At 39.0% G+C, this 25,712-nt stretch carries 15 protein-coding genes; 14 read left to right on the top strand and 1 reads right to left on the bottom strand.

Features of this window, described 5'->3' with window-relative positions; all coding sequences use genetic code 11:
• Positions 1–297: 297 nt before the first annotated feature.
• The 10 genes from GYM62_RS09450 to GYM62_RS09405 all read left to right on the top strand — a co-directional run bounded on the left by GYM62_RS09450 (position 298) and on the right by GYM62_RS09405 (position 18,492).
• A complete protein-coding gene (locus tag GYM62_RS09450; RefSeq protein WP_219959227.1) occupies positions 298–1,332 on the top strand; it encodes a SusE domain-containing protein in 1,035 nt (344 codons plus the stop codon).
• Between the two features lie 170 nt (positions 1,333–1,502).
• A complete protein-coding gene (locus GYM62_RS09445; protein ID WP_219959226.1) occupies positions 1,503–4,301 on the top strand; it encodes an alpha-amylase family glycosyl hydrolase in 2,799 nt (932 codons plus the stop codon).
• Positions 4,302–4,442: 141 nt separating this feature from the next.
• Positions 4,443–5,504, top strand: coding sequence for a class II fructose-bisphosphate aldolase (fbaA, locus tag GYM62_RS09440; RefSeq protein ID WP_091655547.1), 1,062 nt, complete (start codon positions 4,443–4,445; stop codon positions 5,502–5,504).
• A gap of 177 nt (positions 5,505–5,681) precedes the next feature.
• Positions 5,682–7,238, top strand: coding sequence for an alpha-amylase family glycosyl hydrolase (locus GYM62_RS09435; RefSeq protein WP_219959225.1), 1,557 nt, complete (start codon positions 5,682–5,684; stop codon positions 7,236–7,238).
• A gap of 880 nt (positions 7,239–8,118) precedes the next feature.
• A complete protein-coding gene (locus GYM62_RS09430) occupies positions 8,119–8,928 on the top strand; it encodes a polysaccharide biosynthesis/export family protein (protein ID WP_219959224.1) in 810 nt (269 codons plus the stop codon).
• A 3-nt stretch (positions 8,929–8,931) separates the two neighbouring features.
• Positions 8,932–11,376 carry a polysaccharide biosynthesis tyrosine autokinase gene (locus tag GYM62_RS09425; protein ID WP_144604288.1) on the top strand — a complete coding sequence of 815 codons (2,445 nt, stop codon included), beginning with the start codon at positions 8,932–8,934 and terminating at the stop codon, positions 11,374–11,376.
• Positions 11,377–14,561: 3,185 nt separating this feature from the next.
• Entirely contained in the window at positions 14,562–15,773 is a 1,212-nt protein-coding gene (locus tag GYM62_RS09420; protein WP_219959223.1) for a hypothetical protein, read from the top strand.
• 208 nt (positions 15,774–15,981) lie between these two features.
• Complete coding sequence (locus GYM62_RS09415) at positions 15,982–16,587, top strand: hypothetical protein (protein WP_219959222.1); 606 nt, start codon at positions 15,982–15,984, stop codon at positions 16,585–16,587.
• 440 nt (positions 16,588–17,027) lie between these two features.
• On the top strand, positions 17,028–17,414 hold the full coding sequence (locus GYM62_RS09410) for a four helix bundle protein (RefSeq protein WP_144604285.1): 387 nt from the start codon (positions 17,028–17,030) through the stop codon (positions 17,412–17,414).
• Positions 17,415–17,493: 79 nt separating this feature from the next.
• Positions 17,494–18,492, top strand: coding sequence for a mannose-1-phosphate guanylyltransferase (locus GYM62_RS09405; RefSeq protein WP_219959221.1), 999 nt, complete (start codon positions 17,494–17,496; stop codon positions 18,490–18,492).
• An 81-nt stretch (positions 18,493–18,573) separates the two neighbouring features.
• Here the strand turns inward: GYM62_RS09405 and GYM62_RS09400 are convergent, their stop codons facing one another.
• A complete protein-coding gene (locus tag GYM62_RS09400) occupies positions 18,574–19,569 on the bottom strand; it encodes an IS110 family transposase (RefSeq protein ID WP_219959220.1) in 996 nt (331 codons plus the stop codon).
• Between the two features lie 769 nt (positions 19,570–20,338).
• On the opposite strand from GYM62_RS09400, the gene GYM62_RS09395 reads away from it, so the two are divergent.
• The 4 genes from GYM62_RS09395 to gmd all read left to right on the top strand — a co-directional run bounded on the left by GYM62_RS09395 (position 20,339) and on the right by gmd (position 25,442).
• Positions 20,339–20,713: a GxxExxY protein gene (locus GYM62_RS09395; RefSeq protein WP_219959219.1), complete on the top strand. Its 375-nt coding sequence runs from the start codon at positions 20,339–20,341 to the stop codon at positions 20,711–20,713.
• 251 nt (positions 20,714–20,964) lie between these two features.
• Positions 20,965–21,930, top strand: a complete 966-nt coding sequence (locus GYM62_RS09390) for a GDP-L-fucose synthase (protein WP_219959218.1) — start codon at positions 20,965–20,967, stop codon at positions 21,928–21,930.
• A gap of 554 nt (positions 21,931–22,484) precedes the next feature.
• Entirely contained in the window at positions 22,485–23,339 is an 855-nt protein-coding gene (locus GYM62_RS09385; RefSeq protein WP_219959443.1) for a glycosyltransferase family 2 protein, read from the top strand.
• A gap of 924 nt (positions 23,340–24,263) precedes the next feature.
• On the top strand, positions 24,264–25,442 hold the full coding sequence (gene gmd, locus GYM62_RS09380) for a GDP-mannose 4,6-dehydratase (RefSeq protein ID WP_219959217.1): 1,179 nt from the start codon (positions 24,264–24,266) through the stop codon (positions 25,440–25,442).
• Positions 25,443–25,712: the final 270 nt, after the last annotated feature.

Raw genomic sequence — 25,712 nt, 5'->3', positions numbered from 1 at the left:
ATGAATGAGTAAATAACCGCCATTTTTTTTGATTTTCACCAAAATACTGAAACCAAAGGAATTAAGTAAAAAAAATCTTTTGAAATGCAAACGTTGACGCAAACGATTGCAATAAAAAAATAGGTGGGTTTAAGCCAATCTCTATTGTTTTCTTTTTTTTCCTGACTTATAATTTGAGAGGATTATGACAAATCTTCTTTTGAAAAACTTAGAAGAAGAGAGTTGAAATTGTCTTTTTCCAAGAATTCATAAAACATTAACAAAAACACCAAAATCTATTACAAACTCTTACACGCTATGAAAGCATTCAAAAGATTAAGCCTTATTGCAGCGATAATTCCTGTGATTTGGGGATGTGACAATTACGAAATGCCGCCAATTATTCCACAAACGGGAGCAACTTTGAGCAGCCTTGCGAATGGATCAAGTTTAGTTTTAAATTCCCAAGACCCTGAGGAATTGATTCCGTTTACCGTAACTGCTGCTGATTTTGGAATGCAAGGCACAGTAACTTATTCTTTGGAAATGGATTTGGCTGGGGCAAATTTCGCGAAGCCAATTGCATTGGGAAGTAGCACTTCTAATATTATCGAAGTACTTACCTCCAAGATCAATGATGAATTAATCGCTAAGGGTGCAGCTTTTGATGTGCCTGTAAATGTCGACTTCCGTGTAAAGTCAACAATCAATCAGCCTCTTTCTCCAATTTTCGGAGAGGTGGTGACTCTTGCAGTTACTCCATTCAATACAGATGTAGAATTCCCTGTAATATATGTACCTGGAGATTATCAAGGATGGAATCCGGAAAACGAAATGACGGTATTGAAGTCAGTCAATTTCGATGATGTTTATGAAGGATATGTACACATTTTACCTGGAGGTACCGGTGAATTCAAAGTAAATGAGACCAATAGCTGGGATGTTAATTATGGGGACAATGGAGCTAACGGTACGCTGGATAGAGATGGTGATAATATCAAAGTTACCAAATTCGGGACTTTCTTCATGAAAGTTGATTTGGCTGCTAAAACCTATACTTTAAGCGAACCACTCTATTGGGGAATTATCGGAGACGCTACAGCAGGTGGCTGGGACTCTGAAACCAAAATGCAGTTTGACAGAGAAAACAATGTTTTGAAAATTACTGCTGACCTGAAGAAAGGCGAAATGAAATTTAGAGCCAATCAGAATTGGGATAATAACTATGGTGGAGCTAATGGTGAGCTTACTGCAGGTGGAGCTAATATCCAAGTTGCAGAAGCTGGTAAATACACTGTGACGCTTAATTTTAATGAGCCTGGAGCTGTGACTTACACATTGACCAAAAACTAAAAGGTTATATTTAAATATTCAATAAAACCGACTGGAGAACTAATCAGCTCTGGTCGGTTCTTTCCATTTCTACGATTCTAAAATCCAGACCTTAAAATGGAAATTCTGAATAAATTGAAAATACCTTTTGGAATAGGCTATTTTGCCTCTAATTTGAAATTAATTCCCCAATGAAAAAAAGTCTACTCTTTCTCGTTTCCATAGTATTTTTTGCCTTTAATTTTGACCTCATAGCTCAGGTTACTACTGAGCCGGCTGTACCCAATGCGTCTCAAAAAATCAAAATTATTTATGATGCCTCAAAAGGTACAAGCGGTTTAAAAGATTGTAATTGCGATATTTTTATTCACATAGGAGCGGTTACTCAAGGTCCGGCTTCCACAACATGGTCTATTGTTCCTTTTCAGTGGGGAACCAATGATCCCAAAGCCAAGATGACTAAAGTGGCTGGGCAGGCCAATATTTACACTTACGAACTGACACCCGATACTTTTTTTGACAATCCAAATGGTTTGACCATTTACCGTTTGGGAATGGTTTTTAGAAATGTTGATGGCACCAAGGAAGGGAAAACTTCCGCAAATGGAGACTTTTTTGTTGACTTAGCACAAGGATTCACTGTTCAGATTACCAATCCAAGTGGGCCCTCCATTTCTTTGGAAGAGGGCGAAAATTTCACTTTTAAAGCACAAACTTCTGCTCCTGCTGATATCAGTTTTGAATTGAATGGCACCGAGGTAAAAAAAGCCAGTAATGTGGAAGTATTAGAGTATGACTACACTGCCTCAACTGCTGGAAACTATACCTTAACAGCAAAAGCTGTTCAGGGTTCGAATACGGATACAGAGTCTGTAAATATCGTAGTTTTTGGAGCCTCAGAGGTAGCAGCCTTGCCAAGTGGAGCGAGATTAGGGATCAATTATATTTCTGATACGGAGGTTATTTTGGCTTTGCAGGCGCCCGGGAAAAAACTCGCCCATGTCATAGGGGATTTCAATGACTGGAAAGTTTTGCCTGAGTATCAAATGAAAAGAACCCCGGATGGGGAAATATTCTGGTTAAAATTGGAAGGTTTGATCCCAAAGCAAGAATACATTTTTCAGTATCTGGTGGATGCAAGTATAAGAATAGGAGATCCATATGCTGACAAAACATCAGATCCATTCAATGATCAGGAAATTATCCAACAAAACAGACATCCTGGTTTAAAACCTTATCCAACTGGAAAAACAGAATTTCAAGCTACCTATCTACAAACTGCCCAGGATAAGTACACTTGGAAGAACACCACCTATACAAAGCCATCTCCTGAGAAATTGGTCATTTATGAACTTTTAGTCAGAGATTTTGATGAGAAAAGAACCTATCAGGCTGTAATTGATCGATTGGATTATCTAAAAGACCTGGGTGTCAATGCCATAGAATTAATGCCTGTAGGGGAATTTGAAGGTAATTTATCTTGGGGTTACAATCCTTCTTTCTTTTTTGCACCTGATAAATATTACGGAACCAAAAATGATTTGAAACGCCTAATAGATGAAGCTCATGGAAAAGGAATCATGATCATTTTGGATATGGTGTTAAACCATGCCTTTGGTCAAAATCCCATGGTTCGACTTTTTAATGACGGAGATTATGGAGCTCCAACTGAAGACAATCCTTGGTTTAACCGGGTTGCAAAACACCCATTTAATGTAGGCTACGATTTCAATCATGAAAGTAAATACACCCAGGCTTTTGTAGATTCGGTCAACAATTATTGGTTGACGGAATACAAGGTAGACGGCTTCCGTTTTGATTTATCCAAAGGATTCACCCAAGTCAACACAGGAGACAATGTTGGGCTTTGGTCTCAATATGACCCTAGCAGAGTCAAGATCTGGAAGCATATTTACGATAAAATAAAAGCCAATCACCCCGATGCTTATGTGATTTTGGAGCACTTGGCTGCCAATGAAGAGGAAAAAGAGCTGGCGGATTATGGAATGATGTTTTGGGGAAATATGAATTTCGATTTTCGTGAAATGGCCAAGGGAGAAAATAAGGATTTTTCCTGGGCCTCCCATAAAAACAGGAATTGGAACGAGCCCAACTTAGTTGCTTACATGGAATCCCATGACGAGGAAAGAGTAATGTGGGAATCTTTAAATTTCGGGAAAACTTCTCCCATCAATATCAAGCAATTGGAAAATGCCGTCAACAGAAATCAATTATTGACAGCTTTTTACTTTGCTGTTCCCGGGCCTAAAATGATCTGGCAGTTTGGAGAGTTTGGCTATGATCTGGAGCTGAATAATGATCGATTAGGAATCAAACCTACCCGATGGAATTATTTGGATCAGCCTCAAAGACAGCGCCTTTTCAAATTATATCAGGAAATGATCAAGTTGAAAAAGGATCATCAGGCTTTCAACAAACCCAATAAGTCCAGTTTGAGTCTAAGCGGAGCGGTAAAATCCATTATTCTAGAGCATCCGGATATGGATGTGGTTCTTCACGGGAATTTTGGGCTTTCCAATGCAGGAAATGTTAGCCTCTCTTTTCCTAGGACTGGAAAATGGTACAACTACTTTACCGGGGAGGAATTCAATGTGAGCAGTACCACGGTAAGCTTTAATCTTAGACCTTCTGAGTTTGTGCTTTTCACCAGCAAGAAGCTCCCTAAGCCTAACCCGGGAATTGTTCAGGAAGATTTTGTGACTTCAGTTCCTAAGGAAATAACCCCGGCCGGTGAGTTCAAACTCTATCCAAATCCGGCAGCACAACAGCTGAATGTGCAGTTGCCTGAAGAGATGACTGCTGCTAATTATCGCATCGTGGATATGAGCGGAAGAGTGATGTATTCAGGAGAAAGTAGGGGGATTGATCAGATTTTAGAATTCGATTTGGGTAATTTTAAGTCGGGTATTTATATCTTTGAAGCGTTTGACAACAGACGGGTGCTGCATCAGCGCTTTATTAAGGATTAACCAAACCTAAAAACATGAAATGCCCAAGAGGAAAAATCTCACACAACTTGTCCCGTCCGCGGCGGCGGATAGGGAGGGGGATGCCCCGATAAATCGGGGTAGGGCATTCCATATTACCTCTAAAAAACAAATTATAAACAGATGAAATTTAAACCAGGAGTAAAATACGGACAGGAGCTCAGAGATTTGTATGCTTATGCAAAGGAAAATGAGTTTGCAATGCCGGCGGTAAATGTCATTGGTACCAATTCAGTGAATGCTGTATTGGAAACAGCCAAGAAAGTGAATTCCCCGGTGATCATTCAGTTTTCCAATGGAGGAGCACAATTTTTCGCAGGAAAAGGATTAGCAAATGATAAGCAGCAAGCAAGTATAGCAGGTGCTGTATCCGGTGCACATCATGTGCATCAGATGGCTGAAGCTTATGGTGTGCCTGTAATTCTGCACACAGATCATGCAGCTTTGAAGTTATTGCCTTGGATTGATGGCATGCTGGAAGCTGGCAAAGCCTATTACGCAACTCACAAGAAGCCTTTGTTCTCTTCTCATATGTTGGATCTTTCAGAAGAGCCTTTGGAAGAAAACGTGGAAATCTCCTGCAAGTATTTCAGAGAGTTTGAAAAGCTTCAAATGGCTATCGAAATTGAGCTTGGAGTAACTGGCGGGGAAGAGGATGGAGTTGATAACACAGACGTGGATTCTTCCAAACTTTATACTCAGCCTGAAGAAGTGGCTTATGCTTATGAGCATTTGAAGCAAATTGGTGACTTGTTTACTATTGCTGCTGCTTTTGGAAATGTTCATGGTGTATACAAGCCTGGGAATGTCAGCTTGAAGCCAATTATTTTGAAAAACTCACAGGACTATATCAATGAGAAATACGGAACAACCGGAAAGCCATTGAACTTTGTGTTCCACGGAGGATCAGGTTCATCAGTAGAGGAAATCAGAGAAGCTAATTCTTATGGTTCTATCAAAATGAACATTGACACTGATATGCAATGGGCTATGTGGGAAGGTGTTCTTCATTATTACAAAAAGAACGAAGGCTATCTTCAAACCCAGTTGGGTAACCCAGAAGGTGCTGATAGCCCTAACAAAAAATATTATGACCCACGTGTTTGGTTGAGAAAAGGCGAAGAGAACTTCGTGAAACGCCTGGAAATGGCCTTTGACATGCTTAACGCGGTCAATAAAAACTAAAATAGACCTCAAAAAAGTCACTTTAACCGGTGACTTTTTTATTGACCTGATCCCACTGAAGATGAGTAAATTAAAGAAAATCAAATGACCTAACTCAAAGTGTTCATTGTTCAATGTTCAGCGTTCAGAGGCGCTACTGATGAACCTTGAACTCTGAACTTTGAACCAATACCGCCTATGAAATCATCCATCTTATTAACCTCCATGGTATCAATTGCGATAGCCTCTGCTTGTACTCAAAACGAAAAGCCTGAAGTGAAAAACTATTGGCCTAAAGCAGGAGTGACCTATGAGATTTTTGTTCAGTCTTTTGCAGATTCCAATGGGGATGGAATTGGGGATTTCAATGGAGTAACGGAAAAACTCGATTATGTGAAGGAATTAGGAGCTGATGCAATTTGGTTTATGCCAATCATGCCTTCACCGACATATCATAAATATGATGTAACGGATTACAAAGCCGTGCATCCTGATTATGGTACTCTGGAGGATTTTAAGAGATTATTGGCAGAAGCCCACAAGCGGGATATTAAGATTGTGATCGATATGATTATCAATCATACTTCCAATCAGCACCCTTGGTTTTTGGAATCTAAGTCTGGAAGAGATAATCCTTATAGAGATTATTATGTGTGGGCTCAAAAAGATACCATTGCTGATTTCTTGGATAAAAAGGTCATTACACTTGATTCTGACAATATCCGTCAATGGCATGATCCGGGGCAAGGAGAGGATTATTATTATGGATTTTTTTGGGGAGGAATGCCGGATTTGAATTTTGATAACCCTAAGGTTAGAGAGGAAATCTACGATATAGGAAGATTTTGGTTGGAAGAAGTAGGTGTGGATGGGTTTAGATTGGATGCTGCAAAGCATATCTTCCCTGATGATAGACCTTTGGATAATCATGCTTTCTGGAAGGAGTTTCGAGAAAAAATGGAGGCTATCAAGCCCGATGTGTACTTGGTAGGAGAGGTTTACGATAAGAAAGAGGTGGTAGCTCCTTATTTGCCAGGCTTGCCTGCACTATTCAATTTTGATTTTCATTACACCCTTTTAGAAGCATTTGAGAAAGAGGATGGTATGCTTTTGGCGAAAAAGCAGAAAGAAATCATTGACTTTTACCAAAATATCACGCCTAATTTTATTGATGCCACCATTTCATCCAATCATGATCAGCCACGTTTATTGAATGAACTGGGTTCGGATCCATCCAAAATGAAGCAAGCGGCAGCCATTTTATTAACCATGCCTGGAGCACCCTATATTTATTATGGGGAAGAAATTGGAATGTTGGGTTTGAAGCCCGATGAGCATATTCGAGAACCGTTTTTATGGGATGTGAAAGAAAAAGATCAGTGGAGGGCTACTTGGATAGAGCCTAAATACAGTACTGATGAGACGGTTACCCCTTTGGCCTTACAAAGAGAAGATCCAAAAAGCTATTTTAATCATTATAAGGATTTGATTGCTTTGCGAAACTCCCATCCAGCTTTAGCGATAGGGGAGTTGATTCTACCTGAACAAGAATTCCCTAAATCTGTGATGGCTTACTTTAGAAAGTCCGGTGATCAAGAGATTTTTGTAATTCATAACATTGGTTCCGAGGAAGTAGAGGTAGAGCTTCCTGAAGGTTACAAAGAGGTCATTTTTGGCCTAGGAGATGGCTTAAATGTCAATGGTAATTTAAATTTAAAAGGATTTGCTTCGAGGGTTTATTTGAAAAATATATAATTGAGGAATAATCTCTCGCAAAAGCGCAGCGGCGCAAAGTTTTTTAATCCCGTAGGGATTTAAGCCAGGTAGTAAAATATCCAAAGAGAATCATTGGCATGCCGTAGGTATGGAACAAGAGATTCAAGAAATCAAAGACTTTAAATCTAGTAGATTTAATTTTGGTTTTTTTCGGATTACAAATCCTACAATAGGAGAAATACAGTAGAAATATTTTGAAATACGCCTTCGGCGAAATAATTGGAATAACTCGATAAGATTTAAAGATCTTTTTCAAGATATTATCAAGGTATGCCTTTGGCAAGATTAATCACTGGTTGTAATCGAATCAAAAGCTCCATTGGAGCGAGCTATCAAATAGCCGTGGGTTTTAACCCACGGAAAAGAAATCCGAACCCTCCCCCAGCGCTGGCCTGAAATCAACGTTTGGAAATGAAATCAAAATGCCAGCAAGACAATCGAAAGCCTCATTTTAACCCTCCAAAGGGAATAATATCTCGCAAGGGCGCAGCGCCGCAAAATTCCCTAAATCCCGGAGGGATTCAAGATAGGTAGCTAATTGATTCACGTTTTCTTTTCCATGGCGTAGGTATGGCACAAGAGATTCAAAAAAACAATTATTCAATGCCTAGGGAATTTTACTTTGAGGTTTCTTTGGATTACAAATCCTACGATAGGGCCTCGGAATTGCAAATTCCGAGGAGCAAGTAAATTTTCCCAGGATTAAAAATCCTACGATAGGAGCTCGAGATTGCAAACCTCGAGCAGCAAGCGCAGTTAGGTTTAATTTTAGTTTATTCTACCAAATTAGAGTAATATTTTTTGGGATTTTGGCTATGTTTGCCCTTTAATTTTACATCTGTCTATTAACAAAAAGTATATGCGGAAGATAGGAGCGTGGGTTGTTTATGCCCTGGTTTTTTTTGCAGCAATTAGCTGCGTTTCCAATGAAAAGATAATTTATCTCCAAAACTTAGAAGATAAAACCCCAATCCAGGAGGGAGAATTGATCTCCTACGAGATTCCTGAATATAGATTGCAATACAATGATATTATTGATGTCAATATTCAAACAGCAGAGGATATGCTGCAATCTGGGTTTGGTAATAAAGTTGTTGCTGGAAATAACCAAATGCAAATGGCTGCACAATCCGGAGGCGATATTTATTACATGACAGGTTATACAGTAGATAAAAATGGTTTTATCAGGCTTCCGATCATCGGTGAAGTTCAGGTAAAAGATAAAACCATTGATGAAGCCAGAGTCATCATTGAAAGCAAATTGAGAGAGTTTCTCAAAAATGAGTTGTATGTAAAAGTCAAGCTCGGTGGGATTCGCTACTCTGCCTTAGGGGAGTTTAGAAGACCTGGTAAATTTGTGGTTTTGCAGGACAGAATGACGATTTTTGAAGCAATCGCCAATGCCGGCGATTTGACGACGGTAGCAAAAAGAGATGAAGTTTTATTGATTAGACAGTACCCTGAAGGCACCAAGCTTCATCGAATCAATTTAAACGATAGAGGAATTATTCAGTCTCCTTTTTATTTTATTCAACCGAATGATCAATTATATGTGGAGCCTATGAAAGTAAGGGAAGTGGGTGCCGGTGAAAATGCGGCCCAATCTTTATCCTTAATTATTTCTGCTATCACAGTTGCAGTTCTTTTGATCAATACCTTTACGCGTTAAGCTATGTATCCTAATCAAGTTCAAGGAAACAATCCCAACCCCAATCCATTTTTGGTTCAGCAGGAAGATGAAATAGATCTTAAAGCTCTACTGTTTAATTATTTGACCTATTGGCCACTTATTGTCATTTTCGCTTTTTTAGGTGTTTTAGTGGCTTTTTTATTCAATAGATACACTACACCTATTTACAAAGTGGAATCTACCGTTTTGGTGGTAGATGATAAACCGACGCTAGGTGCTGACCTTTTTGAATCCGCTGGTTTGGGAATTCAAGGAAAGAGTAATATAGATAATGAAACAGGAATCATCAAATCCTATTCTTTGGCAGAAAGCGCTGTATCACAAATGGATTTGAATGTTTCTTATTATAAAGAAGGCTTTTTAAAAGTTACCCAAGTTTATGGAAATGTTCCTGTTTATGTCTCTGTTGACTGGACCAAACCACAGCTTGTAGGTGGAATGTTTAGACTGGAGGTTATAGATGAATCCAGTTTCGAACTTTCAGTAGAGGATGATCAATTTTCCGTTTTTCAGCCCAAAGACCCATTCTACAAAAGTAATTTTGAAGGGTTCGAATTGCCTAAATCCATATATTCTTTTGGAGAAAATATTCAAGGGGAATATTATGAGTTTAAAATAAGTCAAATTTCAGCATTGCCTGGTGAGGTATTCTTTTTCAAAATGATTGATACGCCTTCACTTGCTTTGAAAATGAAGAATGATCTTCAGGTTAACCCCTTAAATAAGCAAGCTTCAATTCTTACGCTAAGCTTGGAAACACCTTTGAGGAGGTTGGGAGAAAATTACATCAATACCCTCATGGATAAGTATTTGGAGCGGGAGCTGGAAGAGAAAAATCAGGCTTCAGAAAATACGATTCGATTTATTGAGCAACAATTAAGCGGAATAACAGATTCTTTGCAGTTTTCTGAAAAGCAATTGCAGGATTATAGATCCAAGAATAAGATTTTCAATCTATCTCAGGAAGGTTCTATCATTTTTGAAAGACTAAATGACTTAGAGCAGGAGAGGAGCCAGGCTGAATTGAATCTGAAATATTATCAAACCCTCAAATCCTATTTAGGTAATAATCAGGTGGGGGATTTGGTAGCTCCGTCCATTATTGGTGCGAATGACCCTCTGTTGAGCGCTTTGGTGCAAAATCTTTCCGAATTACAGGCCGACAGAGTTCGAATCACCGCTAATTTTTCAGATCAAACCCCACAGGTGAGGGATATCAATGCCAGAATTGAAAGTACTTCCAAGGCATTGATGGAGAACGTGAATTCTGCAATCCGGAATACCCAAAATTTATTAGCAGACCTTAATGGGAGGATTCGATCCATTGAAAGAGATATCAATGCATTGCCGGAGACTGAAAGAAACCTCTTAGGTTACCAGCGTCAGTTCACCATCAATGAAAATATTTATGTGTATTTGTTGCAGAAAAAAGCTGAGGCAGAGATTACCAAAGCATCCAATATGCCCAAGAATAAAATCTTGGATTTTGCTAAGGCTTCTCAGCAACCTGTAGCCCCCAAAACTAGCCTGAACTTACTGATAGGATTGATTTTGGGTTTGATTTTACCAATCGGTTTTATCACGATTAAAGACTTCCTCAATACCAAAATAGAAGATCCTAAAGAACTGGAACATCAGATTAAGGTGCCATTGATTGGGATGGTTGGAAGAAGCAATACTGAGGATAATCTTCCAGTATTGAATAGCCCTAGATCGACCGTGACAGAATCATTCCGATCCTTGCGTGCAGACATGTCTTATTTGAGTCCTAACAAGGATAAACTGACTATTCTATTCACTTCCAGTATTTCAGGTGAAGGTAAAACTTTTGTTTCCATTAATATGGCTTCAGTTTTCTCTTTGATGGGTAAAAAGACCATTTTGATAGGTTTGGATTTGAGAAAGCCAAAAATCGCTGAGGATTTCAACTTACCGAATGATAAGGGTATGAGTACTGCATTAAGTACCAATATAGACTGGAGAGAAGTGGTTAAGTCATCTGGACATAAGGATTTGGATGTGATCCTTTCTGGCCCAATACCTCCAAACCCTGCCGAATTGCTTTTACAGGATAAATTCAGTCAGATTATCAAAGAGATTAAGGAAGAATATGATGTGGTGGTATTTGACTGTCCTCCAGTAGGGCTTGTATCGGAGACCAAAGAGTTATTTGCCTATTCTGACATCAACTTCTTTGTATTCCGTCAAGGTTACTCCATGAAAGGAAATACGGCCATTCTTAACAATCTGGTAGAAAAAGGCGGAGTTTCTAAGATGTATGGTATTCTGAACGATGTTCATATTGACAAAGGATATGGCTATGGGTACGGTTATGGCTATGGCTACGGATATGGCAACAATTCCTATGGATACCATGAAGAGATCCCGCTTCCTTGGTGGAAAAGGGCTTTAAGAAGAAGGGGTTGATATTTTTACCGGTTCTTTTGTAAAGGGAAATACAGTAGAAATATTTAGAAATACGCCTGCGGTGAAATAGAAAAAGAAATACAATAGAAATAGATAGAAATATGCCTTCGGCGAAATAGGAAAAGAAATACAGTAGAAATAGAAGAAATATGCCTTCGGCGAAATATGGGTCAATTCCCCAATTGAAAGCGTAAACTCAATTTAGGACTTGATCTTTTGGAAAGGGGGTGAGGGGGATTTTGGATGGAATACATTGAAATACTGAAGAAATACGCCTGAGGCGAAATAGGAAAAGAAATACAATAGAAATAGATGGAAATACGCCTTCGGCAAAATAATTGGAATAACTAGATAAGATCTAAAGATATTTTTCAAGATATGCCTGCGGCAAGATACGGGTCAATTCCCCCTTTGGAATATTGCACAAGGTTGGGAAGACGTGTAAAATCAAAGGGGGTCAGGGGGATTTTTCCAGAAGATATTTTTCAAGATATTATCAAGATATGCCTGCGGCAAGATAAACCTTCGAAGGAAGACGCTTCTAAAGCTCCTTGGGAGCGGGCTATTAAATAGCCGTGGGTTTTAACCCACGGAAAAGAAATCCAAACCCTTCCCCAGCGCGCAGGAAAGGTTTAACCCTCCAAGGGATCTTTTGAATTAAGGAGTCAATAATTAAAAAATCCTCGTGCCATTTTCCTTACTAACCCTTGGAGGGTTTCTTCCTTTCAATAGCCATTCATAAATTTGATTTTATCGGATTAAAAATCCTACGATAGGGCCTCGGAATTGCTCCCGACTACTGTCGTGGATCCGAGGAGCGGCGAGCAGCATCGCAAAGTTTTTTTAATCCCGTAGGGATTATAGCTCGGTAGCTAATTGATTCACGTTATCTTCTCCATGCCGTAGGTATGGCACAAGAGATTAAAAAAAACAATTATTCAAAGCCTAGGGAATTCAACTTTGAGATTTTTTCGGATTACAAATCCTACGATAGGGCCTCGGAATTACAAATTCCGAGGAGCTCAGATCTAAAGATGTTTTTCAAGATATTATCAAGATATGCCTTCGGCGAGATACGGGTCAATTCCCCCTTTGAAAATGTAAATAAGGTTTAGGACGAAAGCTTTGTAAAAGGGGGCAAGGGGGATTTTAGTTGAAATACAGTAGAAATAAATTGAAATACGCCTAAGGCGAAATATTTATTCCCGACGCATTTTTTGAATTGCAATAGAGAAGATATTATCAAGATATGCCTTCGGCGAGATAGACCTTCGAAGGAAGACGCTTCTAAAGCTCCTTGGGAGCGGGCTATTAAATAGCCGTGGTTTTTTAACCCACGGAAAAGAAACGCAAACCCTACCTCAGCGCTGGCCCGAGAACAACGTTTGGAAACTAATTCAACATGCCAGCAAGATAGAAAAGGAAATACAATAGAAATATTTAGAAATACGCCTGCGGCGAAATAATTTGAATAATTAGATAAGATCTAAAGATATTTTTCAAGATATTATCAAGATAAGCCTACAGAAATATAGACCTCCAATCGTACTCGGATCAAAAGCTCCAAAGGAGCGTAATTTATTAGCCACGCCTGAGGCGCGCAGGCCCGGGTGAAACCCAGGGATATAAACGCCAACGAAAATTAACCCAGCGCTGGCCCGAGAACAACGTTTGGAAACTAATTCAACGTGCCAGCAAGATATTCGATAACCTCGAATTAACCCTCCAAGGTGAATAATATCTCGCAAAGGCGCAGCGCCGCAAAGTTTTTAAATCCCGTAGGGATTATAGTTCGGTAGTAAAAAAATTCCGAGAGAACCATTGCCATGCCGTAGGTATGGAACAAGAGATTCTAAAAACCAATTATTCAAACTCTAGGGAATTCAACTTTGAGATTTTATCGGATTAAAAATCCTACGATAAGGCCTCGGAATTACAAATTCCGAGGAGCTCAGATCTAAAGATGTTTTTCAAGATATTATCAAGATATGCCTTCGGCGAGATACGGGTCAATTCCCCCTTTGAAAATGTAAATAAGGTTTAGGACGAAAGCTTTGTAAAAGGGGGCAAGGGGGATTTTAGTAGAAATACAGTAGAAATAAGTTGAAATACGCCTTCGGCGAAAAATATCTTAAATACAGCCTGTAAAAGCTCCATAGGAGCGTAAAATATCATAGCCCCGCCTGAGGCGGACAGGCGTGGGTTTTAACCCACGGAAAAAAATCCAAAGCCCTTCCCCAGCGCTGGCCCGAGATCAACGTTTGGAAACTATTCAATGTGCCAGCAAGATATTCGATAACCTCGAATTAACCCTTCAAGGGGAATAATCTCTCGCAAAGGTGCAGCACCGCAAAGTTTTTTAAATCCCGTAGGGATTATAACTCGGTAGCTAATTGATTCACGTTATCTTCTCCATGCCGTAGTTATGGAACAAGAGATTCAAAAAACCAATTATTCAAAGCCTAGGGAATTCAACTTTGAGATTTTATCGGATTACAAATCCTACGATAGGGCCTCGGAATTGCTCCCGACTACTGTCGTGGATTCGAGGAGAAGGTCTGGTTTAACACTCCAAGGGATTTTTTAAATTAAGGACTCGATCAAAAAAAATACTCGGACCACTTTTCTGATTAAGCCTTGGAGGGTCCTCTTTTCAATATCTATTGCAGAATTCTTACACCTATTGTATTTTTAGTTACACTTATCAGCTCAAAAACTAATTTGTATTTATTTTCATTAAGATTGTACTTAATCTTGATAACACAATTAGTTTTCAGGAATAAAAAATTTACAAATTCCTCATTTAACAATACCCAAAATGCTTGTCCATTTCCAAGGAGAAATTAGGACTTTTATCTGATTTATTATTTAAAACTAATTTTACTTAATAGATAGAAAAAGCTGAAAATCAATATATGTAACAATTATGTAACTATGAAATGCAATAGTTTAACACGATTTTTACCTAGATTTTCTTTTTTTCCATGATTTATAATTTTAGGTTTGTTTCAGCATTGGTTGTCCGTGTTCGTAGATTTGAAAAAATGAGATTCCTTTTTTGTTTATCCCTAACCTTATTTTCTTCTTCATTCTTTTGCCTCAATGCTCAATCCTTGCGATTGAACCCGGAGGCAATTCATCAGATTACTAACTTTGAACAGTTAGGCCCTCATTTCAATCAAGAAATGATCCAGCAGCTCGATTCCTTACCTGTGGGAATTGATGAAGAGTTCCAAATTCTAAAAGACGATTCAGGAATTTATCTTTTCGCCGGCTGTAGGATGGAGCTTTATCGGTGGGAGGAGAATTCTTGGAGAAACCTGTATCAATTTCAAAATGTAGGTTATACCTGCAAAAGCAGACTTATAATTAAAGAAGGAAACCCTTTTCTTCTTGGCGGCTATGGTTTTTGGAATAGCCATACAGATTTAATTGAGTTTGATCCAAGATTGGGTTCTTGGTCCTTGGCGAGTGTAAAAGCACAACCAGCTAATTACAATTCTGAGTACCTAGGAATCACCGAAAAATCAGCCTTTCTATTATTGGGTTTTCATAATAATCCAAGAGAGGATGTTCACCAACTTCCGGAAAATCAAGGCTATATTCTGGATTTTGAATCAATGGCTTGGAAACATCTGGGTTTTGATTTTGAAATGTCCTTGGTAAACCCAAATGCTGCCTATTATATATTTCAGGATGGAACTTTAGACTCTCAGGATTTCTTGGCTTTCAATGCTTTTGAATCAGCCTCCCAAAACAAAGGACTTTTAATCTTTGACAAACATGAGTTGAACTTTAGGTTCTTTCCTCAGGAGTTGGATTATAATCCATTGGAATACTCCCCCTATTTTATGGTAGATGGAAACCAAGTTTACCTGCAGGATCAAAAGAATCTTGCTATTTCCTGGAATCTGGAAGACATGTATGCGAAAGCAAAAATGGTTGGTAAAGCCACAATTCTCCCAATGAGTGTGACGGAGGTTAATCGGATCAAACAGGATTATGTGATCATATCCCTTGTTTCAATCTCATTAATAGGCTTGGTATTATTTCCTGTATTCAAAAAGCGGATAGCTTCTCCGGCTCTGAAAAGAAAAGATGAAAGGCAAGGAAAGGATCTTATTCAGAATGAAAGTTTCTCAAAAGCCTATAGTCCTCAAGAAAGTCCAAATCTTCTGGAAATATTGGATCAGAATAAAGGGAAAAGGTTTACAGTAGAGGAACTGGATGAGCTCTTTGATATTCATCAGATTCCTAACCCAGAAAATAAAAGAGTCAAACGATCCAGATTGATCAAAGAAATCAATACCCAGGCTGAGGAGAAAAGGGGCTATAAGATGATTAATAGAACAAGAAGCCCGGAAGACAAACGCTGCTTGCTGTATGAAATTAAGTAATATTTCTTATGACAATATGTATTGATGTATATAAGCTGATTCTTTGAAAAACAGACGGAAGACGGAAGACCGAAGACCGAAGAAGATGGAAGACCGAAGACTGAAGATTTCCTAATCTGAACTCCCTTTCTAATCCTAAGTCTTTTACTGAATTCTGAAGAGAAAGCTTAAGGCGAAAAATATTACCTATTTCTATTTAACCCAAACTATGAAGATTTTTAACTTTTTCAGGACAGGAGGGATATCCTATAAATCCAAAGGTCGCCTGATTAGAAACCATCAGGTGAATTTCAAATACAAAGGAAAGCTTCTGGTATTTGATCCATTTACCATGTTGGAGGAGCTCAATTTCAAGTTGAAACAAGTGAAAGGACTGGACTATCAGCTAGATGAGATTTCCCAAAAAATCTTGAATCGCCATTTTCAAAAAGAGGCTGTTGTTCCCAATTCTATAGCTAAAACCAAGTTAGGAAGAGAAGAACTCATTGTTAAAAGAACAGCTATGAGCGCCACAATTCCCAGAAAAAGCATGTATGAATTTATCTGGAAAGGTGAAAGCGTTTTGAGTTTTTTGCGGATTTACGATTATGGCAAAGAGTTTGAAAAAATCTCTGAAGAAATAAAGATAAATCATATGGGTATGGATTTGTCGTCCTATGCAATTCTTCTAGAATTAGGAAAAAACTCAAATATGCTCCTAGATAAATTTGGTCAAACTCATATCTGGAAGATTGATAATTTGTCTTTGTTTCAGGATTTGATGATGGGGGTCAAGGAATTTAATATGGATGAAAAACAAAAAAGTAGCTATTAAATTAATGATAAAAAATTAAGTCAAAAAATGAGTACTAAAACTACTCATTTGATTATCTTTGAATCAGCTAAACCAACAAAAAGCCTTAAATTTTAAAATATGAGACCTTTTTTTCAATAAAGCCCAAAAAACCAAACTGTTAGCTTCGGCTAATTTTTGCAGGAAAAAATATTGCTAAGATCATTCTGAGATCCGGGAAAAAGAGATGTAAGCGCTGCGAGTATTCTCTGCCTTTTTTCTTCTCCAAACCAATCTCAAAATGGGACTGAAAGGGCGAAGCTGTACCCAATTGTGAGTAATTGTGTAATTGATTAACTGAGTAATTGATCGATTTATGCGCGAGTTGAAAAATGTTTAGCTCTCCAGTTTTTGAAGTGATGGTTCAGAAGTTCATGGTTCAGAGTTCAATAGGTCGTCGTTAAAGCATAAATTATTTTTTCTTGAAAATAGCGCGTTTTGAAGATTTAGAAATTTGGAAAGAGGCAAGAGAGCTTTCTAAACTTATAAAAAGCTTTACAAAAAAAAGTGAATTTTCCAGAGATTATAAATTGAGCTCTCAAATAAATAGTTCTTCTGGATCTGTAATGGATAATGTAGCTGAAGGTTTTGATAGGGATGGAAATAAAGAGTTTATTCAATTTCTATCCATAGCCAGAGGCTCAAATGCTGAAACACGTTCACAAGGTTATCGCGCTTTTGATTATGAGTATATTAGTAAAGAGGAATTGGAAGAAATTTTAGAAAGAACGGAAAGGCTTAGGTCTAAAATAAATTCTTTGATAATTTACTTACGGAATTCAGATAAAAGGGGAAACAAATTCTCTTAAGAAGGCAGACTTTCTTTTGAACATTGAACCCTGAACTCCACTATTTAAAAGCCCAAGCATTAACCCAAACTAGAACCTCATGTCAGTAATAAACGTCATTCTATCAGGCGGTGTCGGTTCCCGGCTTTGGCCTTTGTCCAGAAAGTCCAGACCGAAGCAATACCTTCCGATTTTTGATGGGAAAACCTTGTTTCAAAAGACAGCCTTGAGGAATTCAGCGTTTTGTGATTCGGTTTTGGTGGTGGGGAATATTGATAATTACCAGCTTTCCCGAAAAGATTTGCAAGAAGCGGGGATTCAATCCTATCAAGAAATTATAGAGGCTTGCCCCAGGAATACAGCAGCAGCCATTGGCTTTGCGGCATTTGCCTGCGATCCGGAAGATGTTCTTTTTGTAACTCCTTCCGATCATTTGATTGAATCAGTGGAGTCATACAAAAAGTCCGTGGAAAGAGCCATTGAACTAGCCAAGGATGGATTTATAGTAACCTTTGGCTTAAAGCCTAGTAAACCTGAGACAGGTTTCGGATATATCGAAGCGGATGGTGAAGAAGTGAAGAGTTTTAGAGAGAAGCCGGATTTGGCAAATGCCGAGGAATTTATTCAAAAAGGAAATTTTTACTGGAACTCAGGAATGTTTTGTTTTCAAGCAGGAGTTTTCTTGCAGGAATTGAAAAAGTTGGAGCCAAGCGTTTACGAAACTTCCTATACTACTTATCAAAAGATAGAAGAGGGGAAATTAAATGAGGAGCTATCTATGAAAATCCCATCTATCTCTGTGGATTATGCAGTGATGGAAAAAACTGATAAAATCAAGGTGGTTCCTTCTGCTTTCGACTGGTCAGACATGGGAAGTTTTGAGGCCATCTATGAATACAATCAAGCTCAGGGCTACCCGATTGATTCAAAGGGAAATATGGTTATTGGTTCTGAATTACATACTGAGTTTGTGGGACTGTCAAATAGTATTCTGATCTGCACTGCGGATGCAATTTTGGTTTTGAATAAGGACAAGGCTCAAGACGTGAAGAAGGTGTATGAGAGGTTGGAGAAGGAGAAGCAGGGCTTAGTGGATTGATATGCTCGCAAGCTCGGAAATCTTGGGACACAGACCTGCCTGTATTCTAAGGTTTAAACAAGAAGATTTTCAGTTTTTTTTTCATGCGGCATATTTTAATATGTCTACATAGCTGGAATTTCGATTGACAACGGCAAAAGCCCTTGCGAGAAGTTTGTTTCGGATGATGTTAAGGGTGCTCATCTTGCTTTTACCTTCATCGATTCTTCTCTTGTAATAGGTCTTCATTTCAGTGCTGTATTGGATGGCAGTTCCTGCACATAAAGTCAACAGTGTTTTAATTCTCTTGTTCGCTAACTTGCTCGTTTTCGTCTTTCCTCTAAAAGTACCTGACTGGTTGGGAAACGGTGCTGTTCCTGCATAACTGGCAAACTTTCTCCAGCTATCGAATAGGGTAAACCCTTCTGTTAAGACGATAAGTGCAACAGCTGTCTGTGGGCCTATGCCCTTGATAGAGTTAATCAGCTTATATTGGTTCATTAACAGTTCATCTTTGCGTAAAAGTTTGTCTATTTCTTTCTCCACGGTTTGGATCTGCTTATCCAAACAAGCGATCACTTCGGTATTGGATTTTTGATAGACTTTTAATTTGATTTCTGAAACTACAGCTTCATATTCTTTGATACGGGTGATGTAAGCTGCTCTGTCTTTTACAAGTCGCTCTCTGTAATTAAACAGCTTTTTGAGATCCTGGATGACCTTTTTGGGAAGAACAGTGGGGATAATCTTCTCCTGCTTTTCATAAAGATATTCAGCTATGTCTTTAGAGTCTGCCTTGTCTGACTTACCTCTTCTTATTCCCAAGGATCGCTTTAATTCAAGTCCTGAGATGATATAAAATGGTAGGGAGTGCTTTTCAAGAAACAAAGCAAGTTCTGAAGAATAAATCCCAGTGGATTCAAATCCGAAAAGCAGTTCTTCTGCGAGTATTAACCCAGAGTTTTCCATTACCCATTCCACCAGCTCCTGGTAACCTTTCTCATTATTTTCAAAGACTGCGTGGCATTGGTTGATCTTCAGATAGGCATCAAGTGTAGATTTACTTACATCGACTCCAATAATTGATTTGAATTTCATAATTTAGACATTGAAGTTTAACAAATGAGAGTTGCGGAAACTAAAACCTTTAACAGGCCTAAAGCCTAAAATTCTAACTGGTTACTGGCAACTCAATTAAGAATGGGGACTGATACAGGCACTAGGTCACTATCCTAGACGGCAAGAAAGTTCACCCCATTCTTTTTTAATTTATTCAATATTTGAGTCACTTAATAATCGGAAAGATATTAGCTCTTATTTTCCCAAATAATTCTCCTTTGCAAACCTAAAGGCCGGCAGGCAGGGGAACACGGAGTGGGCACAGAGGTTCACAGAGTTTGCTCGCAGGCTCGCGGGGTTTGTTACACAGACCTGCCTGCCGGCAGGCAGGGGTACACGGAGTGGGCACAGAGGTTCACAGAGTTTGGTCGCAAGCTCGCAGAATTTGTAACACTGAGTACCACAGAGGAGCACGGAGGTGCACAGAGTTTGCTCGCAAGCTCGCGGAATTTGTTACACGGAGGAACACAGAGGAGGCACGGAGGTGCACTGAGTAAGTTTCGAGACCTCCTTTATAGAGTTAGCTACTTATATATAATACCAATTTTAACTCCGCGAGACTCCGTGTTAAACTCCGCTAAACTCCGTGTTCCAAAAAAATAAAAACTCCAAAGAACTCTGTGCTTAAAAAAATTCTCCGTGAGCCTCCGTGTTAAACTCCGCTAAACTCCGTGTTCCAAAAAAATAAAAACTCCCAGGAACTCCGTGCTCAAAAAAAAGCCTCCGTGCTCCAAAAAAACTTTAGAAAATGCTTTTAAATGAAGACCTTACTGAACAAATTTTAAGTTGTGCTTTTAAAGTGCATTCAAAGCTTGGTCCAGGCCTTCTTGAATCTGCCTATCAAGCTTGCCTAAAGTATGAACTGGAGAAATTAGGTCTAGATGTTAAATCTGAAGTTCCAGTGCCCTTAATTTATGAGGAGATAAGACTTGAGTGTGGCTACAGAATTGATTTGCTTATCGAAGACCAAGTGGTTGTTGAGTTAAAAACTGTCGAGCAAATTACGGATGTTCACAAAGCCCAAGTTTTAACATATTTAAAGTTTTCGGGATATAGAGTAGGTTTATTATTGAATTTTAGGACAAAAAGCCTAATAAAAGGGATTCATCGGTTTATCCATTAGAGATTATTTAACTCCGTGGTCCTCCGTGCTATCTCCGAGAAACTCTGTGTTCCAAAAAATGTCTCAGTGGGTCTCCGTGAAAATTCCGTGAAACTCTGTGCTCCAAAAGAATAAATCTCCGTGGGACTCCGTGTAAACTCAGATAAACTCCGTGTTCCCAAATAACTCCTAGAAACTCTGCGCTCCAAAAGAATAAATCTCCGTGGGACTCCGTGCTAACTCCGTGAAACTCTGTGACCAAACAAAACTTAATGATATCTAAGAATTCCAAAATATACATCGCAGGCCATCGAGGTATGGTGGGTTCGGCTATTTGGAGAGCTTTAGAAGCAAAAGGCTATACCAATTTAATTGGCAAAACCTCCAAAGAATTGGATCTTCGAAACCAGCAGGCGGTTCAGAATTTTTTCAAAAACGAAAAGCCGGAAGTGGTGATTGATGCTGCAGCAAGGGTAGGAGGGATTTTGGCTAATAATGATTATCCCTATCAGTTCCTGATGGAAAATATGCAGATCCAGAATAATCTGATTGACTCTGCTTTTCATGCCGGAATCAACAAGTTTATCTTTTTGGGCTCTTCCTGTATATACCCTAAGCTTGCTCCTCAGCCATTAAAAGAAGAGTATCTCTTGACAGGCCCTCTTGAGCCAACTAATGAGTGGTACGCAGTAGCAAAAATCACAGGAGTGAAAGCATGTGAGGCAATCCGAAAGCAGTTTGGTAGAGACTACATTTCCTTAATGCCAACTAACCTTTATGGGCCTTTCGATAATTTTGATCTGAAAACTTCTCATGTTTTGCCGGCCATGATCCGAAAGTTTCACGAAGCGAGTCAGTTCCCAGTAAACAGTGCACAGTCTGCAGTAACCTTATGGGGATCTGGAAATCCGATGAGAGAATTCCTGTTCGTGGAAGATCTGGCAGAGGCGGTGGTTTTTGCTTTGGAAAATGAATTCAAGGATAACTTGTATAATGTGGGAACCGGCGAGGACTTGACAATTCGGGAATTGGCTGAATTGATTCAAAAAATTGTTGGGCATAAAGGGGAGATCATTTGGGATTCATCCAAACCGGATGGAACGCCGAGGAAGTTGATGGATGTATCCAAGATGACAGATGCTGGATGGAAGGCAAAAACCTCATTGGAGGATGGAATAAAGAAAACCTATCAGTGGTTTTTGGAAAATCAACAAACATTCAAGCAAGTTAAGATTTAATGCTCGCAGATTTGGACACTGAGTTGCACAGACCTGCCTGCGGTAGGCAGGGGAGCACGGAGTTTATGCTTGCAAGCTTGCGGAATTTGTTACACAGAGGAGCACTGAGTTGGCACAGAGTTTCACAGAGTTTGCTCGCAAGCTCGAAAAATAGTATCACAGAGTTTCACAGACCTGCCTGCGGTAGGTAGGGGAGCAGGGAGTTTTACTCGCAAGCTCGCGCATTTTTGAACACGGAGGACCAAAGACCTGCCTGCGGTAGGCAGGGGAGGCCCTGAGGAGCACGGAGTTTATGCTTGCAAGCTTGTGGAATTTGTTACACAGAGGAGCACTGAGTTGGCACAGAGTTTCACAGAGTTTGCTCGCAGGCTCGCTGATATTGTGACGTAGATTTGTACAAGGATTCGCAAGTAGTTTATAGCATTTGATTGAATGAAAAGCTACTTAATGCCTGAATTATAAATTTTATTTGTTAGAATTGAGCTTTTAAGAATGATATTTAAGATTAATATATCAAACTCATTGATTCACCTGGTAAATAAAAGTTTAAGCAAATAGAAGATCAAATAAAGGTAGCGGTCTTACTTACCTGTTTCAACAGAGTAAAAACGACTATAAAATGTCTTACTAGCCTTTATCAAACCATAGTCCCCGAAAATATTAAATTAGAAGTGTTTTTGGTTGATGACGCTTCACCAGATCAAACTGGCAAAAAAGTCAAAGAATTATTTCCTGAAGTCCATGTAATCAAAGGAAATGGGCAACTTTTTTGGAATAAGGGTATGAGACTAGCCTGGGAAAGCGCAGTTGCCCATGATAAATACGATTTCTTTCTCTGGTTAAATGATGATACTTTCTTAAAGAAAGACTCTCTAAAAAACCTATTAGATGATTACGTGAGAATGCCAACAGAAGGAATATTAGTAGGAAATATTCAAAGTGAGCTAACTAGAGGTTTTACTTTTGGAGGGCATGAGGAATCGGGTCCTAAGGTACCAAACGGTCAACCCCAAAAAGTCAAATATTGCAATGGTAATTTGGTCTTAGTTCCTTATTCAGTATATCAAAAAGTGGGGATGCTGGATGAAACCTACACGCATCTTTATGGGGATATGGATTATTCATTAAACGTCAGTAAGGCTGGATTTGATTGTTATGGTAGCTCCAAGTACTTGGGCTATTGTGAGGTGAATGAAGTTTCCTATTGGGGAGATCAGTCTTTGAGTTTAATAAAAAGAATCAAACTGATGCATAGCCCAAAAGGGGTGGATTTGATGAAATGCTATTATTTCAAAAAAAAGCATGGGGGGCAGTGGACAGGAATCAAAACTTTGATTGATGGATATGCAAAAGCTTTGATGCCCAAAGCATACCGAGAATTCAAAAAGTCCCTAAAATCAGCAAGTTGATTGGCTTTAAGGCTTAATCAAATTTTTCTCGAAATTAATATCTCTTTAGAATCATACTTACTTCATTTAAGCAGAGTCAAAAAAAAATAAACTCCGCGGGCCTCAGTGAAACCTCTGTGTAACTCCGTGTTCCAAGATGATTCAAAGACTAACTCTAATAATAAAAAAATAAGTTCCGTGAGCCTCCGTGTCTAACTCCGCGATACCCTGCCTACCGGCAGGCAGGTCCGTGTTCAAAAAAAAAATAATCGCACAACTCTATTAATTAGAAATAAACTTCGTGGGCCTCAGTGAAACCTCTGTGTAACTCCGTGTTCCAAGATGATTCAAAGACCAACTCTCTTTAAAAAAAACTCTGTGAGACTCAGTGTTTAACTCCGCGATACCCTGCCTACCGGCAGGCAGGTCCGTGTTCCTAAAAAAATAATCGCACAACTCTATTAATTAAAAATTAAACTCCGTGAGACTCCGTGTTAACTCCGGTGAACTCCGTGTTCCAAAAAAATCCTTAAAATCAGCAAGTTGATTGGCTTTAAGGCTTAATCAAATTTTTCTCGAAATTAATATCTCTTTAGAATCATACTTACTTCATTTAAGCAGAGTCAAAAAAAATAAACTCCGTGGGCCTCAGTGAAACCTCTGTGTAACTCCGTGTTCCAAGATGATTCAAAGACTAACTCTGTTTAAAAAAATTCCGTGAGCCTCCGTGCCTAACTCCGCGATACCCTGCCTACCGGCAGGCAGGTCCGTGTTCCAAAAAAAATATTCGCACAACTCTATTAATTAGAAATAAACTCCGTGGGCCTCAGTGAAACCTCTGTGTAACTCCGTGTTCCAAGATGATTCAAAGACTAACTCTGTTTAAAAAAAAAACTCTGTGAGACTCAGTGTTTAACTCCGCGAGACTCAGTGTCCTAAAAAAACATGAAAAAAGCATTAATAACTGGCATCACCGGCCAAGACGGCTCCTACCTAGCTGAACTACTTTTAGAAAAAGGCTATCAAGTTCATGGGATTAAGCGAAGAGCCTCTTCTTTTAATACCCAGAGGATTGATCACCTTTACCAGGATTTACATGAAACTCATGTGAATTTTGTCTTGCATTATGGTGATTTAACAGACTCCACCAATATCATCCGGATTATTCAGGAAGTGCAACCTGATGAGATTTACAATTTGGGAGCTATGTCTCATGTAAAGGTTTCCTTTGATTCTCCTGAGTATGTAGCTAATGTAGATGGAATTGGAGCTTTAAGGATATTAGAGGCGGTTAGAATTTTAGGTTTGGAGAAAAAGACCAGAATCTATCAGGCGTCGACTTCTGAACTTTATGGCGGAATGGAAGAAAACAAGAATGCTGCAGGTTTTTATGATGAGAGTTCTCCTTTTTATCCCCGTTCTCCTTATGGTGTAGCTAAGATTTATGGCTTTTGGATCACCAAGAATTATCGAGAAGCCTATAATATGTTTGCTTGCAATGGAATTTTGTTTAACCATGAATCTCCAAGAAGAGGGGAGACCTTTGTAACCAGAAAGATTACAATGGCCGCAGCTGCCATAGCTTTAGGCAAACAGGATTGTCTATACTTGGGTAACCTCGATGCACAGCGAGACTGGGGACATGCAAAGGACTATGTGAAGGCTATGTGGCTGATTTTGCAGCAAGAAAAGCCAGAAGATTATGTAATTGCTACCGGCAAAACCACAAAAGTTCGGGACTTTGTACAAATGGCCTTTGCCCATGTAGGCTTCACCATTCGCTGGGAAGGAGAAGGAGTGAAGGAAGTTGGAGTCTTGGAGTCTATCGACAAGGCGAAATTCGAGGATGCAACTGGATTTGAATTGCATGTTTCCGCCTCGGCGGACGGGCAAGGTTCAGGGTTCAGTGTTCATAGTTCAGTATTAGGTAACAATGAACTTCGAACATTGAACATCGGATCAATTTTAGTAAAAATTGATCCGGCCTACTTCCGCCCCACCGAAGTTGACCTTTTGATCGGCGACCCGACCAAAGCCAAAACCCAATTAGGTTGGAAGCCTGAATATGACCTAGTTAGATTGGTGGAGGATATGATGAGGGGGGATTTGCAAGTACTTGGTTAAACTTTTGATCTGGTTTTTTTGATAAAATTATTTAAATGAAATTGTTTACGTTCAAACTAAGAAAGGAGACATTGATATAAAAGAAGTAATTCAAAAACTTTATTATAAAGTTGAAATAAAAAGTGAACGATCAAAGAATATCACTAAGCATGTTCTTTTTTCTTTTTTATTTAAAGGAGGTAGTATTTTAGCCAATATTCTTCTTGTTCCCCTCACAATCGATTATCTTGAAACTGAAAATTACGGTGTATGGTTAACTTTAAGTTCTTT

The organism is Algoriphagus sp. NBT04N3, from assembly GCF_019443765.1.
GTDB classification, from domain to species: Bacteria; Bacteroidota; Bacteroidia; order Cytophagales; family Cyclobacteriaceae; genus Algoriphagus; species Algoriphagus ornithinivorans.
Note: the sequence above shows the minus strand (reverse complement) of the source record. Positions and strands in the feature narration are given on the sequence as shown.